The 14391-nt window shown below is 40.9% G+C and carries 17 protein-coding genes; 12 read left to right on the plus strand and 5 right to left on the minus strand.

The genetic code is table 11. The annotated features are described in order from the left end of the window. The first annotated feature begins 7 nt into the window (after positions 1–7). The 4 genes from prmA (at position 8) to deoC (ending at position 3996) form a co-directional block, all read left to right on the plus strand. Entirely contained in the window at positions 8–946 is a 939-nt protein-coding gene (prmA, locus tag AC3ZVC_RS10720; protein WP_490068896.1) for a 50S ribosomal protein L11 methyltransferase, read from the plus strand. 95 nt (positions 947–1041) lie between these two features. Continuing rightward, the gene (locus AC3ZVC_RS10725; protein ID WP_490068369.1) at positions 1042–1791 is read left to right on the plus strand and encodes a 16S rRNA (uracil(1498)-N(3))-methyltransferase; all 750 of its coding nucleotides are present in this window, start codon (positions 1042–1044) and stop codon (positions 1789–1791) included. Positions 1792–1797: 6 nt separating this feature from the next. Continuing rightward, positions 1798–3150 carry a tRNA (N(6)-L-threonylcarbamoyladenosine(37)-C(2))-methylthiotransferase MtaB gene (mtaB, locus tag AC3ZVC_RS10730; RefSeq protein WP_490068370.1) on the plus strand — a complete coding sequence of 451 codons (1353 nt, stop codon included), beginning with the start codon at positions 1798–1800 and terminating at the stop codon, positions 3148–3150. A gap of 174 nt (positions 3151–3324) precedes the next feature. Further along, the gene (gene deoC, locus AC3ZVC_RS10735; protein ID WP_490068371.1) at positions 3325–3996 is read left to right on the plus strand and encodes a deoxyribose-phosphate aldolase; all 672 of its coding nucleotides are present in this window, start codon (positions 3325–3327) and stop codon (positions 3994–3996) included. A 230-nt stretch (positions 3997–4226) separates the two neighbouring features. Here the strand turns inward: deoC and AC3ZVC_RS10740 are convergent, their stop codons facing one another. Continuing rightward, complete coding sequence (locus AC3ZVC_RS10740) at positions 4227–5147, minus strand: Na/Pi symporter (RefSeq protein ID WP_490068373.1); 921 nt, start codon at positions 5145–5147, stop codon at positions 4227–4229. A 234-nt stretch (positions 5148–5381) separates the two neighbouring features. On the opposite strand from AC3ZVC_RS10740, the gene rpsU reads away from it, so the two are divergent. Both rpsU and AC3ZVC_RS10750 read left to right on the plus strand, forming a co-directional pair. Beyond that, entirely contained in the window at positions 5382–5555 is a 174-nt protein-coding gene (rpsU, locus tag AC3ZVC_RS10745; RefSeq protein ID WP_057771617.1) for a 30S ribosomal protein S21, read from the plus strand. 15 nt (positions 5556–5570) lie between these two features. After that, positions 5571–6014: a GatB/YqeY domain-containing protein gene (locus tag AC3ZVC_RS10750; protein WP_490068374.1), complete on the plus strand. Its 444-nt coding sequence runs from the start codon at positions 5571–5573 to the stop codon at positions 6012–6014. Between the two features lie 77 nt (positions 6015–6091). On the opposite strand, the gene AC3ZVC_RS10755 is transcribed toward AC3ZVC_RS10750, so the two are convergent. The 4 genes from AC3ZVC_RS10755 to AC3ZVC_RS10770 all read right to left on the minus strand — a co-directional run bounded on the left by AC3ZVC_RS10755 (position 6092) and on the right by AC3ZVC_RS10770 (position 8528). Further along, on the minus strand, positions 6092–6613 hold the full coding sequence (locus AC3ZVC_RS10755) for a hypothetical protein (protein ID WP_490068375.1): 522 nt from the start codon (positions 6611–6613) through the stop codon (positions 6092–6094). Positions 6614–6628: 15 nt separating this feature from the next. Beyond that, positions 6629–7051, minus strand: coding sequence for an alpha-helical endospore appendage domain-containing protein (locus AC3ZVC_RS10760; protein ID WP_490068376.1), 423 nt, complete (start codon positions 7049–7051; stop codon positions 6629–6631). A 155-nt stretch (positions 7052–7206) separates the two neighbouring features. Further along, complete coding sequence (locus AC3ZVC_RS10765) at positions 7207–8019, minus strand: alpha-helical endospore appendage domain-containing protein (protein ID WP_490068378.1); 813 nt, start codon at positions 8017–8019, stop codon at positions 7207–7209. Positions 8020–8168: 149 nt separating this feature from the next. Beyond that, on the minus strand, positions 8169–8528 hold the full coding sequence (locus AC3ZVC_RS10770) for an alpha-helical endospore appendage domain-containing protein (protein WP_490068379.1): 360 nt from the start codon (positions 8526–8528) through the stop codon (positions 8169–8171). A 300-nt stretch (positions 8529–8828) separates the two neighbouring features. Between AC3ZVC_RS10770 and AC3ZVC_RS10775 the strand changes: the two genes are divergently transcribed. The 6 genes from AC3ZVC_RS10775 to AC3ZVC_RS10800 all read left to right on the plus strand — a co-directional run bounded on the left by AC3ZVC_RS10775 (position 8829) and on the right by AC3ZVC_RS10800 (position 14213). Beyond that, positions 8829–10160 carry an NfeD family protein gene (locus AC3ZVC_RS10775; RefSeq protein ID WP_490068380.1) on the plus strand — a complete coding sequence of 444 codons (1332 nt, stop codon included), beginning with the start codon at positions 8829–8831 and terminating at the stop codon, positions 10158–10160. 20 nt (positions 10161–10180) lie between these two features. Next, positions 10181–11179 carry a flotillin-like protein FloA gene (gene floA, locus AC3ZVC_RS10780; RefSeq protein ID WP_214727911.1) on the plus strand — a complete coding sequence of 333 codons (999 nt, stop codon included), beginning with the start codon at positions 10181–10183 and terminating at the stop codon, positions 11177–11179. Positions 11180–11212: 33 nt separating this feature from the next. Next, positions 11213–11686, plus strand: coding sequence for a YqfB family membrane protein (locus AC3ZVC_RS10785; protein WP_490068382.1), 474 nt, complete (start codon positions 11213–11215; stop codon positions 11684–11686). A gap of 65 nt (positions 11687–11751) precedes the next feature. Then, positions 11752–12042, plus strand: coding sequence for a sporulation protein YqfC (gene yqfC, locus AC3ZVC_RS10790; protein ID WP_490068383.1), 291 nt, complete (start codon positions 11752–11754; stop codon positions 12040–12042). An 18-nt stretch (positions 12043–12060) separates the two neighbouring features. Then, complete coding sequence (gene yqfD / locus AC3ZVC_RS10795; RefSeq protein ID WP_490068385.1) at positions 12061–13254, plus strand: sporulation protein YqfD; 1194 nt, start codon at positions 12061–12063, stop codon at positions 13252–13254. Next, positions 13251–14213: a PhoH family protein gene (locus AC3ZVC_RS10800; RefSeq protein WP_490068386.1), complete on the plus strand. Its 963-nt coding sequence runs from the start codon at positions 13251–13253 to the stop codon at positions 14211–14213. Before yqfD ends, AC3ZVC_RS10800 begins: the two co-directional genes overlap by 4 nt. The last annotated feature ends 178 nt before the right edge of the window (positions 14214–14391 follow it).

The raw sequence follows: 14391 nt of genomic DNA on the forward strand, positions 1-14391 counted from the left end.
GGTAGAAGTGAAATGGTCAGAAATCAGTATTCATACTACAAATGAAGCTGTTGAACCGATTTCGAATATTTTGCATGAAGCCGGAGCAAGCGGAGTCGTTATAGAAGATCCTTTGGAACTTGTAAAAGAAAGAAAGGACCAATTCGGCGAAATCTACCAGCTCGATCCACAGGATTATCCTGAAGAAGGCGTTATCGTAAAAGCTTATTTGCCTGTAAACAGTTTTTTGGGTGAAACGGTTGATGAAATAAAAGAGGCTATTAATAACCTGATTTTATTTAATATTGATATTGGGGCTAATAAGGTCAGCATTAGTGAAGTTAACGAAGAGGAATGGGCGACAGCCTGGAAAAAATATTATAACCCTGTGAAAATATCAGAACGGTTTACCATTGTCCCTACTTGGGAGGAGTATACTCCCGTGAGCAGTGATGAGCTTATCATTGAACTCGATCCGGGCATGGCTTTTGGAACGGGGACACACCCAACCACTGTCATGTGTATCCAAGCCTTGGAAAGAACAGTAAAACAAGGTGACAACGTAGTGGATGTTGGGACCGGTTCAGGTGTTTTGAGCATTGCGGCAGCTATGCTTGGAGCTGAAAGTGTAAAAGCACTTGATTTGGATGAAGTCGCTGTAAATTCAGCTAGATTGAATATTAAGCTGAATAAAGTTCAGCATATTGTTGACGTTTCCCAAAATAACCTTCTTGATGGAGTGGAGCAAGGTGCAGATGTCGTAGTGGCAAATATCCTTGCTGAAGTGATTCTGCGATTTACGGATGATGTTGCATCTGTCGTAAAGAAAGGCGGATACTTTATCGCCTCTGGTATTATTCAGCAGAAAAAGCAGGAAGTAAGAGATGCAATTGCCGGAGCTGGCTTTGAGATTGAAGAGACAATTCAGATGGAAGACTGGGTCGCGATAGTAGCGAAAAGAAATTAAAAGCTAAACAGGTTTTTTTAGGGGGTATTTCATTACCCCCCTTTTACAGTTTAGAAGGATAGCGGACAGATAAGTTAGGAAAGAAGGTGCCGATTGTGCAGCGGTATTTCGTTGAGAAATCAGCAATTGATAATCGCTTTAATATTTTGGGTGAAGATCGCCATCATATTGCAAAGGTTATGCGGATGAAAGAAGGCGACAAAATTATATGTGTGGACCCCCATAAAAACAGTGCGCTATGCACAATTGCAGAAATTACCGATGAACAAGTGGCGGCAGAAGTTGTACAATGGATTGAAGGGTCCTCTGAGCTTCCTGTTGATATTACAATCGTGAGCGGACTGCCTAAAGGGGATAAACTGGAATGGATTATCCAAAAAGGTACTGAGCTGGGAGCTCACCGTTTTATCCCTTTTACTTCAGCTCGTTCAGTAGTAAAATGGGATGCGAAGAAGGCTGCGAAAAAAGTAGACAGGTGGCAGAAAATTGCCAAAGAGGCTGCAGAACAGTCTCACCGCAACATGGTTCCTGAAGTTGTTGCACCGCTAGATTTGAAGTCGTTGCTGAAGCTTTGCGGGGATTTTACACATAGATTGATCGCCTTTGAGGAAGAAGCAAAACAGGGGGAGGCTACTGTGCTTTCCAAAACCTTGTCTTCTATGAATAAAGGTGAATCGCTGATTATATTTTTTGGACCTGAAGGCGGGCTTGCTGACCAGGAAGTTTCATTGCTGCAGGAGCATGGCTTTCTTGCTTGCGGACTTGGCCCGCGTATTTTAAGAACAGAAACAGCACCGCTTTATTTGCTTTCGGCTGTTTCCTATCATTTTGAATTAATGGGGTGAAATAATATGCCTGCAGTTGCATTTCATACACTTGGTTGTAAAGTCAACCATTACGAAACAGAAGCTATTTGGCAGCTGTTTAAAGAATCTGGCTATGATCGGACAGATTTTGAATCGGTTTCAGATGTATATGTCATTAATACTTGTACGGTTACAAATACAGGCGATAAAAAAAGCCGACAGGTTATTAGAAGAGCTATCCGGAAGAACCCTGATGCTGTAATTTGTGTAACAGGCTGTTATGCACAAACATCTCCAGCTGAAATAATGGCGATCCCGGGGGTTGATATTGTTGTAGGTACCCAGGATAGGGTTAAGATGCTCGAATATATTGAGCAGTACAAACAGGAACGCCAGCCTATCAATGGCGTGGGCAATATCATGAAAAATCGTGTATATGAGGAACTTGATGTTCCAGCTTTCACAGACCGGACGCGTGCTTCCCTTAAAATTCAGGAGGGCTGCAACAATTTCTGTACCTTCTGTATTATTCCATGGGCGCGCGGTTTAATGAGATCCCGCGATCCACAGGAAGTAATTCGCCAGGCACAGCAGCTTGTCGATGCAGGGTATAAAGAAATTGTCCTGACAGGAATCCATACAGGTGGCTACGGGGAGGACATGAAGGATTATAATCTTGCGATGCTTCTGAGAGATTTGGAAGAGCAGGTCAAAGGCCTAAAACGTCTAAGAATCTCCTCCATTGAAGCTAGCCAAATTACAGATGAAGTAATTGAAGTAATGGATCAGTCCAAAGTGGTTGTAAGGCACTTGCATATTCCTCTTCAATCGGGTTCCAACACGGTTCTAAAGAGAATGCGCCGCAAATACACAATGGAGTTCTTTGCGGAGCGTCTTGAACGTTTGAAGAAAGCTCTTCCAGGCTTGGCGGTAACCTCAGATGTTATCGTTGGATTTCCGGGGGAAACAGAAGAAGAATTCATGGAAACCTATAATTTTATAAAGGAACATAAATTCTCCGAGCTTCATGTATTCCCTTATTCCAAGCGTACAGGAACACCAGCTGCAAGAATGGATGACCAGATTGATGAAGAAGTTAAAAACGAGCGGGTGCACCGCTTGATTGCATTATCTGATCAGCTTGCAAAAGAATATGCCTCCCAATATGAGGGCGAAGTGCTTGAAGTGATTCCTGAGGAAAGCTTCAAGGATGACCCTGATAGCAATTTGTTTGTCGGATATACTGACAATTACTTGAAGGTTGTCTTCCCGGCAACCGAAGAAATGATTGGCCAGATTGTCAAAGTGAAAATTACAAAGGCTGGCTACCCTTATAATGAAGGTCAATTTGTCCGTGTGCTTGATGAAATGGAAGAACAAAAAGAGGCAGCAGTCTAATTAAAGGGAATTACCTTAGGGTAGTTCCTTTTTTCAATCCTAATTGAATAAAGTATTTTGGGAAAAACTAGTCTCGAAAACGATTACAAAATTGCTGAATTCTGCTCGATATTTTTTTATTTCAATGGTATTATGTAAGAGGTACGGACAACTTGTTTTAAAGGAGTAGTTAAAATGACAAATAACGTAGCTAGAATGATCGATCATACATTACTTAAAGCCGATGCAACAAAAGACCAAATTGAGAAAATATGTGCAGAGGCAAAGGAATATAACTTTGCATCCGTTTGTGTTAATCCAACTTGGGTTAACCTTTCAAGCGAATTGCTAAACGGAACTGAAGTAAAGGTATGCACAGTAATCGGTTTTCCATTGGGAGCTTCCACTCCTGAAACTAAAGCGTTTGAAACTAAAAACGCCATTGAAAACGGTGCATCAGAAGTGGATATGGTAATCAACATTGGGGCTTTAAAAGGCGGAGATAATGAGCTTGTTGAAAGAGATATTCGCGCGGTTGTCGATGCTGCTAAAGGTAAAGCATTAACAAAAGTTATTATCGAATCATGCCTTCTTACTGAAGAAGAAAAGGTTAGAGCCTGCGAACTTTCTGTTAAAGCAGGAGCTGATTTTGTTAAAACATCTACTGGATTCTCTACTGGAGGAGCAACTGTTCAAGACATCGCCCTTATGAGAAAAACAGTAGGTCCAGATATTGGCGTTAAAGCTTCTGGCGGAGTAAGAAGCGCTGAAGATGCACAGAAAATGATTGAAGCGGGTGCCACAAGAATTGGTGCAAGCTCAGGAGCAGCTATTGTCAACGGTTTGACAAGCGATTCTGATTACTAAAAAAATGCCGGGATACCCGGCATTTTTTTGTTTTGGCAAAATTAACTGCTAAATTGTATCAAATGTTAGATAAATCCGGAATGTTGCTACATAAAGTTCAATTAATGCTAGAAAAATTATAAATGATGCAAGATAATTTGAACAAGATGCAAGATAAGCCTTTAATAAGAGCATTGGCCAACAAAAAAATGCTTGCTGCAAAAGGAGAACAATAATTATACAGAAATACATTATCTGTCATGCAGCTTGATAATAAACCTTCCAAACTGATTGGCAAATGGCAGCACTAACAAAGAGGATATAACATTAAAAAATACGCTAATATGGGCAAGCTGCACGTCTGCATGGGCAGCAGCATTTTGTCCAAGGGCAGCCAGCAAATCAATAAAAGGATAAAAAGCGGCTACACCTATACAATTTAGCCAAATATGTGCGTAGGCAGAAAGCTTGGCTTCCCTGCCTGAACCAATGGATGCCAAATAGGCATCAACGCATGTTCCAATATTTGATCCAAGCATAATGGCAATGGCTGTATTTAAATCCATCGTACCAGCAGTCAGAAATCCCATTATTATTCCAGTTGTTGCGGTGCTTGACTGGATAATGGCTGTAATGATGATCCCGGCAAAAACAGCATACAAATGGCTACCATCAAGAGCAAGCAGCATTTGATTGACCATATCATTATTTTTTAGGGAACCTGCCAGATATTCAAAGCCTCTCATTGCTGCAAATACTGCAGATATACCCAGCAAAGCGAGGCCGGTACTCTGAAGGTTTTTTCTTTTCGTAACTGCAAGGATACTTCCTGTCAAGGCAATTGGGATAATATAAGATTCTATATTAAAAGTAATTAGTTCTGTCGTAAACGTTGTTCCAATATTTGTTCCTAAAATAATGCCTATGGTTTGCGGAAAAGTGAGCATTCTTGCTGAAACCATGCCTATAGTAATGATCATTACAGCAGAGCTGCTTTGCAAAATAGCAGTAATCAATGTACCGATAAGCAGGCCTTTCCAGGGAGCATTTGTCAGCACTGCCAGCCAATTTTTCAAAGAATTGGCGGATAGATTAAAAAGTCCTGATCTTAAAAGTGTCATCCCATAAATAAATATCCCGATAAGCAGTAAAAATATTAACAGCTGGGTCAAGCCCTCACCCCCTACATCTATTACTATGGTGAATAAGGCAAGGACATGCCTGAGACAAAAAAGTTTAGTTTGTCCGCGTGCTGGGTAATAAAATATTATAATTAGTTAAAAACAAATGCCAGTGCAGGCTAATTACTGTTGACCTTTATAAGCTGTTATATTATAATTGCAAGGTACATGGAATAAACCATGTTGTTGATGTAAGTGTGTTGTGCTCGGAGGGAGGGAAAGAGAATGTCTAAAACCGTCGTTCGTAAAAACGAATCGCTTGAAGATGCTCTTCGTCGCTTCAAACGTACAGTATCAAAAACTGGTACTTTGCAGGAAGCAAGAAAGCGCGAATTCTACGAAAAACCTAGTATTAAACGTAAGAAAAAGTCTGAGGCTGCTAGAAAGCGTAAGTGGTAAGAGAGGGTGTATGTAATGAGTCTTCTCGAGCGTTTAAATGAAGATATGAAACAAGCGATGAGGAATAAAGAAAAAGAAAAACTCACTGTCATTCGTATGATTAAAGCTTCACTTCAAAACGAAGCCATCAAGCTCGGTGAAGAGCTTAACGAAGAACAGGAGTTAACTGTCCTTTCTCGCGAAGTTAAACAACGCAAGGATTCCCTCCATGAATTTGAAAAAGCAGGTCGTGAAGACCTTGTTGAAAAAATTCGTACTGAACTTCAGTATGTCGAATTATATATGCCAAAACAGCTCTCTGAAGAAGAGGTTTCCAAGATCGTTGCAGAAACGGTTGCAGAAACTGGTGCATCCTCAAAGGCTGATATGGGAAAAGTGATGGCTGCCATTATGCCTAAAGTTAAAGGCAAAGCAGACGGATCACTAGTAAATAAACTTGTACAACAACACCTTTCATAAAACTATGTAATAAAAGACCGAAGGCCCCTGGCTGACGGTCTTTTTTATTTTGTATGTCAGCTGGCGGCAGAGATAGCTCAGCATGGCATATCTCTGCATTTTTTATTTCTAATATCGGCGCCGGAAATCATCCATAGTGTTTTCGTGTGATTTTTAAATGAGCGAAAACTTCTTAGCAGTTTCTGCCTTTTGTTAAAATACTGAAATGCCTTTTCTGCTTCAGTTTTTATTTCCATCCGCTTCCATTCTTTTAAAGAACAGCGGTTAGTCATTTCGTTAATAAGTTTAATAATCTGCGGGAAATCATTCTCCTGAAGAAATACAATTTCATCGTGTCCTTCATATACAGAGAAGATTTCCGCCTCAGAAAAACGGTTAGAATAGATAAGAATTTTTTGATACATAGACTTTTGCAATTCATTGGTGTTTTTAAGCAGGTTTAAAAGAGTTTCACCTGCGGACTCGTCATGTCCTATCTCTAACTGACATTCCAATAATAAACAAGTTTTTTTTACATAGCTCAAAAGCGCACTTTCAAGAGAGAAAACGGACCGGAGTGTTTTAAGCATATTATCATCATTAATGGGGCAGCAATACATTTTCATCACATCCCATCAGCAATCATCTTTATGGTGCTTCGGTTTTGGACAGCAGCACTCGCACTTAGGGCAGTGGCAGTGCATACATTTTAGGCAGTGGCAGCCGCAAGTGCATTTCTTCGGCTTAGCCTTCTTACAGCATTCATCCTTATCTTCAAACTCCAGCACATTCTCCAATTTTCTCAAAAGCAGCCACTCCTTCATTACGACTGTTTCGAGGAGTTGATTGACACTTTTATTAAATTTAATGATCTCTTTATTTGTAGGATCTGTGGGAAAGTCAAGGCATTCGCCGACAAAAGCCTGAATCTTTTCTGATTCTGCATTCATAATATGTGAAAGAGCAATTTCCTCAAGGGCAATTGACTCTAAAAGATCTATAACCACTTCTTTCCGGTCGGGCCGATGGGGCTCAGGTGGAATAGTTGGCATACTCATAATCCGGGGACCTCCTTTTATCTTCTGTATATTTTAGACTATGGAATATAGAAGCTTGTTGTGCGATTTGGGCAAGCCTGAATACAGGGCAATTAAATAAATTGCAATCTTATGAAACCAAAAAAGGCTGGAATTAATTCCAGCCTTTTTTGGTCTTAGTCCTCATCACAATCTTCTATCACAACATTTGATAATTCAGTAATAACGCCAGGATTAATAACGAATGACGTTGGAGCTTCAGGATCATCACTTGTAATTGCCAGGTTAACAATAAAATTGCCTTCTTCATCAACTGTGACTGTACCTGTTGCTTCTCCAATGCCTTGTACATTCCATATTCCAGTAATTGTTGCTGAAGTTGGTTCATCTTCAGGCGAACAAGTTAAATCTACCAGGTCCAGCTGATTAAATGTTAATGTTATTTCTTGTTCTCCCTGCTGTCCTTCAAAATTGAAGTTTGCAACTGGATTTGTCAGGTTGCAGTTGTTGCAAACACTGATTAAGGCTACGTTTACTTGGCCTGTTGCTGGTTGACCATCAATGAGTACAGTAACATCGAAAATATTATTTCCAGTGACTCTTACACTACAAGGGCATTCTAGGATTGGCGGAGGTGTTACGGTCGGAGTTGTCGTCGGCCCTGGCGGGAATTCTTCGGCAAAGTCAATAACATCTTCAAGTTTTGTCAGAAGGATGAACTCCTTATGCATAGCAAGCTTTAACACCTTTGCTACGTCCCGGTTCACCATCAGCAATTCCTCAAGAGTTTCTACCATTGGATCGCCTATAGGAATTCCTGCATCATCAACAAGGGTTCCGAGAGCTCTTTGAAGCTTTTCTGCTTCTGCATTCACCAGATGTGCTAAACTCAGCTCTTCCAAACCAATGGAAGCAAGCAGCAAATTGATAACCTCTTCACGATCAATTAAAATATCAGGCGAAATGTCTGGTATATTTGGATATCCCATTTCATTCACCTCCTTAATATAAGTTATTCATCATGATTTATAGTGCCTGTTTACCAGCCCAGAGTAATGCAAATACGGCAATAGACTAGGCAAAAACCCGGATAAGTTCCGGGTTTTATCTGGATTTATAACCTTAATAAAAAATAACTTTATTCTGCACCATTCGTGCCAGTTGGTGTAGCTGGTGGTGTGAACTCTTCTGCAAAGTCAATAACATCTTCCAGCTTTGTTAAAAGAATAAATTCCTTATGCATGGCAAATTTTAAAACCTTAGCCACATCACGATTTACTTGCAAAAGTTCTTCCAATGTATCCACCAATGGTAAAGGTACTGTTCCATCGGGAAGCTCTAGAGTACCTAACGCTCTCTGAAGTTTTTCTGCTTCAGCATTTACTAAGTGAGCTAACGCAAGCTCCTCGAGGCCGATAGATGCCAATAAAAGATTAATAACATCTTCACGATCAATAGTTATATCGGGATTAATGTCTGGAATGTTTGGATATCCCATTAAACAATCTCCTTTCTAATTTTAGGTTCACTTTAGGGTATTCATTTTAAATATTTGAGTAAGTGCCTTTTACCTATTTTTCAGAGAAAAATCTGTACAAATGCATAGAAAAAGTACAATTGTTGGTAGCATTGAAATTAGATAATTGTAATCATAGCTGATCATATTTTACTGGTGAAAGAGGGTTATACTAAAATAAGGATATACAGGTTGATTTTTTCTTTTAAAAGTGAAACTTTTTCAGAGTTCAACCGTAGATACATACATCTATTCTAATTAAACTTCGAAGGGGGGAAAGAGATGACTGCAAGAAGGCTATTGACTGTCTTTTCCTTTTTGCTTGCTTTTGTGCTGCTGGCAGTCCCTTTTCAGGGAAAAGCCGAAAATGAAATAATCTATATCGCTCCTATTGAAGAAACGGTAGAAAAAGGGCTTTATGCTTTTTTGAGCAGGGCTGTCCATACAGCCGAGGAAGAGAATGCTTCTGCCATTATATTTGAAGTAAATACTCCAGGAGGGGCAGTAGATGCAGCAGGTGAGATCGGAAAGCTTTTGACATCCACTAAAGTGAAAACGATTTCGTTTGTTAACAAGCAGGCTTTATCAGCTGGTGCCTATATTTCATTAAATACAGATGAAATTTACATGGTTCCTGGCTCGACAATGGGTTCTGCAGCCATCATCGACCAGCAGGGCAACACGGCAGGAAAGAAAGCTGAATCATACTGGTTTGCTGCTATGCAGAGCGCGGCAAAGCAGACAGATAGAGATCCTATTTATGCACTTGCTATGGCAGATGATTCAGTGGATTTGCCAGAGCTTGGCGCTCCAAAAGGAAAACTGCTCACCCTAACAGCAGATCAGGCTGAGGAAGTGGGCTATTCGGAAGGTACCGTTAATTCGAGGGCTGATTTATTAAAAAGGCTGGGATATGAAAACGCTGAAATAAGAACAATTGATGAAAGTTTTGCAGAAAAGCTTGCTCGCTTTATTACCCATCCGGTGGTGGTGCCAATTCTTTTATCCATTGGGAGCCTGGGGCTGGTACTTGAGCTGTATTCGCCGGGTTTTGGTATTCCAGGTTTTATGGGGCTATCAGCATTGTTGCTTTTCTTCTACGGGCATATGGTTGCGGGATTAGCAGGGTATGAAACGCTTATCCTATTTGTAATCGGCATTGGCTTAATTATTGCAGAGTTTTTCCTCCCGGGCGGCATTGCGGGAATAGCGGGCATAGCATCTATACTGGGCAGCCTGTTTTTGGCGACTGACAATGTTGCCCATATGGGAATGTCAATATTAATCGCTCTCGGAATATCAGTTTTGGCGTCTATTTTAATGATAAAGGTGTTTGGTAAAAAGATGAAATTCTTTAAAAAGATCATTTTAACCGATAGCACGAATACGGAAAAAGGCTATATTTCGAATAAAAGCAGGCTTGAACTGATTGGACTCGAAGGATATGCACTCACTGCATTGCGTCCTTCAGGGACGGTAGTCCTCAAGGATGAACGGATTGACGTTGTCAGCGAGGGAGGCTATATTGCCAAAGGAGCCAAAGTAAAAGTGGTTAAGGCAGAAGGTTCCCGTATTGTTGTAAGGGAAATATCTAATCTTGATTTAGATAAATAAAAATTTCAGGAGGTAGGAACATGCTAGAAGCAGGAACAGTATTTGTCCTGGTTGCCGTCGTACTGGGTGTCATTTTGTTGGGAATATTATTCACCTTTGTACCGGTCATGCTGTGGATTTCAGCCTTGGCAGCCGGAGTAAGAGTCAGCATATTTACATTAATTGGGATGAGGCTTCGCCGGGTTATACCTAGTCGCGTGATTAATCCGTTAATTAAGGCCCATAAAGCAGGGCTGGATGTTTCAACAAACCAGCTGGAGAGCCATTATCTTGCGGGAGGTAATGTTGATCGCGTTGTTAATGCTTTGATTGCGGCACACCGTGCAAATATTGATTTAAGCTTCGAACGCAGTGCGGCCATTGATTTGGCGGGCCGTGACGTTTTGGAAGCCGTTCAGATGAGCGTTAACCCTAAAGTAATCGAAACACCTTTCATTGCTGGTGTAGCGATGGATGGCATTGAAGTGAAGGCTAAAGCAAGAATCACAGTAAGAGCCAATATAGACCGCCTTGTTGGGGGAGCCGGCGAGGAAACGATTGTGGCACGTGTCGGCGAAGGGATTGTCTCTACAATCGGTTCATCCGACAATCATAAAAAGGTTCTTGAAAATCCAGACATGATTTCTCAAACAGTTCTTTCAAAAGGTTTAGATGCAGGAACTGCCTTTGAGATTCTCTCGATCGATATTGCGGATGTGGACATCGGCAAGAACATTGGAGCAGAATTGCAGACTGAACAGGCTGAGGCGGATAAGAAAATTGCCCAGGCAAAAGCGGAAGAAAGACGTGCAATGGCTGTTGCGCAGGAACAGGAAATGAAAGCTCGCGTAGAAGAAATGAGAGCAAAGGTTGTTGAGGCAGAGGCACAGGTACCGCTAGCTATGTCAGAAGCGTTGCGTTCCGGAAATATCGGTGTTATGGATTATATGAATATCCAAAACATCTCTGCTGATACGGAGATGAGAGATTCAATAGGTAATATGAGTGAAGATCGCAAAGACGGCCGCAAAAACGACTAAATGATCCCTTAGGGGGGAAGGGAGGAAACTCTCTTGGAAATATTATTAGAGAATCCATTTATTCTCATAGCTCTATTAGCGTTTATCTCCTCCTTCTTTAAGAAAAAGAAGGGACAACAGCCTGAAAATAATAATAAACGTCAACAACAGAGGCCGCAGCAGCAATCAGAGCATCCTGTTCTGGAGTCTTCAATGGAAGATGCGCTGAAGGAAGAAAAGAGGCAGCAGGCTGAAAGAGCAAGCAGGATAGAAGAAGAATACAGGCGGAGGAAACAGCAGGCTGAGGAAAGCATGAGGGCCCTTCAGATCCAAAAGCGAGCTGCTGAAAGGCAAGCAAATTTATTAAGGGAGCCATCTGCAAAGCCAGTGGAGCGCTCTCAAACCCAAATGCAAACATCAGGACAGTTTACGCATCAAAAGCAGGCGATTGTCGATGGAATTATTTGGGCGGAGATCCTCGGTCCGCCCAGAGCGAAAAATCGCCATCGGGCGATTAAAAGGAAGTAATCAAAAATAAGTGCTAGAACCCCCTTTCATTTCATACATATGAGATGAAAGGGGGTTCTTATTTTATGGCAAAAAAATGGGGACATTTCGTCCGCGGCTGGATGACTAAAAATATGGAGCTTCCTCAAGATGTCATGATGGATTTACCCCGGATCACTATGATTGGACAAATCCATATATATATTGAAAACCACAGAGGATTACTTGCCTTTTCAGATAAGGAACTAAGGCTGCTTTTAAAGCAGGGGCAGCTATTAATAAAGGGTAAAGCGTTTGTTATAAAAACGATTTTGCCTGAAGAAATACTGCTGGAGGGGAAAATTGACTCAGTAACCTATATTACAGACAATGATTAATTATTCAGGGGGAAGGAAATGAAGAACCAGTGGATTGAGTTTTATAGGGGTCTTGTAACAGTTAAAGCAAGCGGGAATGGAATTGAACAGTTTATTAATACACTTACCCGAAGTGGTATTTACATTTGGAATGTAAAAAATCATGGCACACAGGCCGTAACCTTTAAAATGAAGCTTGAAGATGCAAAAAAAATCAGAAGCCTTGCCAGGAACAGCGATTGCAAAATCGAGTTCCTGCAGCGGGCGGGGGTCCCTTTTCTTTTTAAAAGGCTTCTTAAAAACAGCGGGTTTGTTGCCGGAGCTTTGGCTTTTCTCGCAGTGATTCTCCTTCTATCAAATATGGTATGGGGAATTGAAATTAAAGGGGCAAACCCTGCCACTGAATATCAAATTCGCAAGGAATTGGACAAGATGGGTGTTAAAACAGGAAAGCTGCAATTCTTTGTTAATAATGTGGAGTCGATTCAGCGAAAGCTATCCAATAATATTGAGGCCATTACGTGGGTTGGTGTGGAGTTAAAAGGGACAACCTACCATTTACAAGTTGTAGAAAAGAATGAACCTGATAAACCGGAACATTTAAGCCCGCGTCATCTAGTTGCCAAAAAGAAGGCCGTCATAGTGGACATGTTTGTTGAAGATGGCCGGCCCGTTGTAGACATACATGATCATGTTCAGCCCGGCCAGCTGCTGGTATCTGGCATAATCGGCAAAGAAGGGGAAACAGAGACCATTCCTGCAAAAGGGGAAATTTTTGGGGAGACATGGTACAAGTCAACAGTTGAACTGCCGCTTAAGAGCACTTTTCAGGTTTTTAATGGGAATGAAAAAATAAAGCACTCCATAACAATTGGGTCGTTAAACATTCCAGTATGGGGTTTTGGCAAGCCGGAGTTTAAAGAATATGAATTAGAGGAAAATGAAAAGAGAATCAGGTTCTTGAAATGGGAACTTCCTTTTTCATATAAAAATGTAACTTACAGGGAAAGGGAGCAGGTAACCAGAATTTATTCAAATGAAGAAGCATTTGATGTTGCGAAAGTTATGGCACGAAATGATATAAAAAACCGTTTAGATGAAAATGCTAAGGTTAAGGGTGAAAAAGTTTTGCACCAATCAGTCGACAATGGTAAAGTAACAATAGCAATACATTTCCAAATTATTGAGAATATTGCAGAAGGACAACCAATTATTCAAGGAGATTCGGAATGACAGAAGACTTGAAAACAATGAACGTGCAGCTGGAAGACCCAAATGAAGCAATTGCCTTATTGGGGAATTCGGATGCTAACCTAAAAATTATTGAGCAAGAACTGAATGTTTCCATTGTGACCAGAGGTGAATCGGTTTATGTATCTGGAGAAATGGATAAGGTAGAGCTGGTCGGCAAGGTTTTGGAAAAATTGTTGTATGTTATTCGAAAAGGAATAAATATAAGCCAGAGAGATGTTATGTATGCACTTCAAATGGCGAATAAAGGAACACTTGAATATTTCAGCGACTTATATGAAGAAGAAATAACGAAAAACGCCAAAGGCAAGTCCATTCGCGTCAAAACACTGGGGCAGCGCCAATATATCAATGCCATCCGTAAGAATGACCTTGTGTTTGGCATTGGTCCGGCTGGAACAGGAAAGACGTATTTGGCGGTTGTCATGGCAGTCAACGCATTAAAGAATGGGAATGTGAAGCGGATTATCCTTACTCGGCCTGCTGTTGAAGCAGGGGAAAGCCTCGGGTTTTTGCCGGGGGATTTAAAGGAAAAGGTCGATCCTTATTTGAGGCCATTATATGATGCATTGCATGACATTTTAGGTGCAGAGCATACCCAAAGGATGATTGAAAGAGGTACGATTGAAATTGCCCCGTTGGCTTATATGCGGGGGAGAACATTGGATGACGCCTTTGTTATCCTGGATGAAGCACAAAATACAACTCAGGCACAAATGAAAATGTTTTTAACCCGCCTGGGATTCGGATCAAAAATGATTATAACCGGAGATCAAACACAAGTGGATCTTCCAAAGGGAGTAAAATCAGGGTTAATTGTTGCCGAGAACATTCTTGGCGGAGTAAATGGTTTATCATTTGTTCATCTGGAACAAAGTGATGTTGTGCGCCATCCGCTCGTAGCAAAAATTATCCATGCCTATGAAAAAGACAATAGCTAAAAACCGCCGCCCTTGGCGGTTTTTTAATTGGAGTTAGGATCATTGCCTAACTTCTCTATGCTTTAAAACCTTGTGGCAGGATTTGCACTTTTCCTTGAAGACTATGGAATTATTTGCTATTAGTGAAATGTTTAGGTAACCTGTTACTAAATAGACATTTTTCTTGGTGAAACTTAGT

The organism is Cytobacillus sp. C11.1, assembly GCF_058145115.1.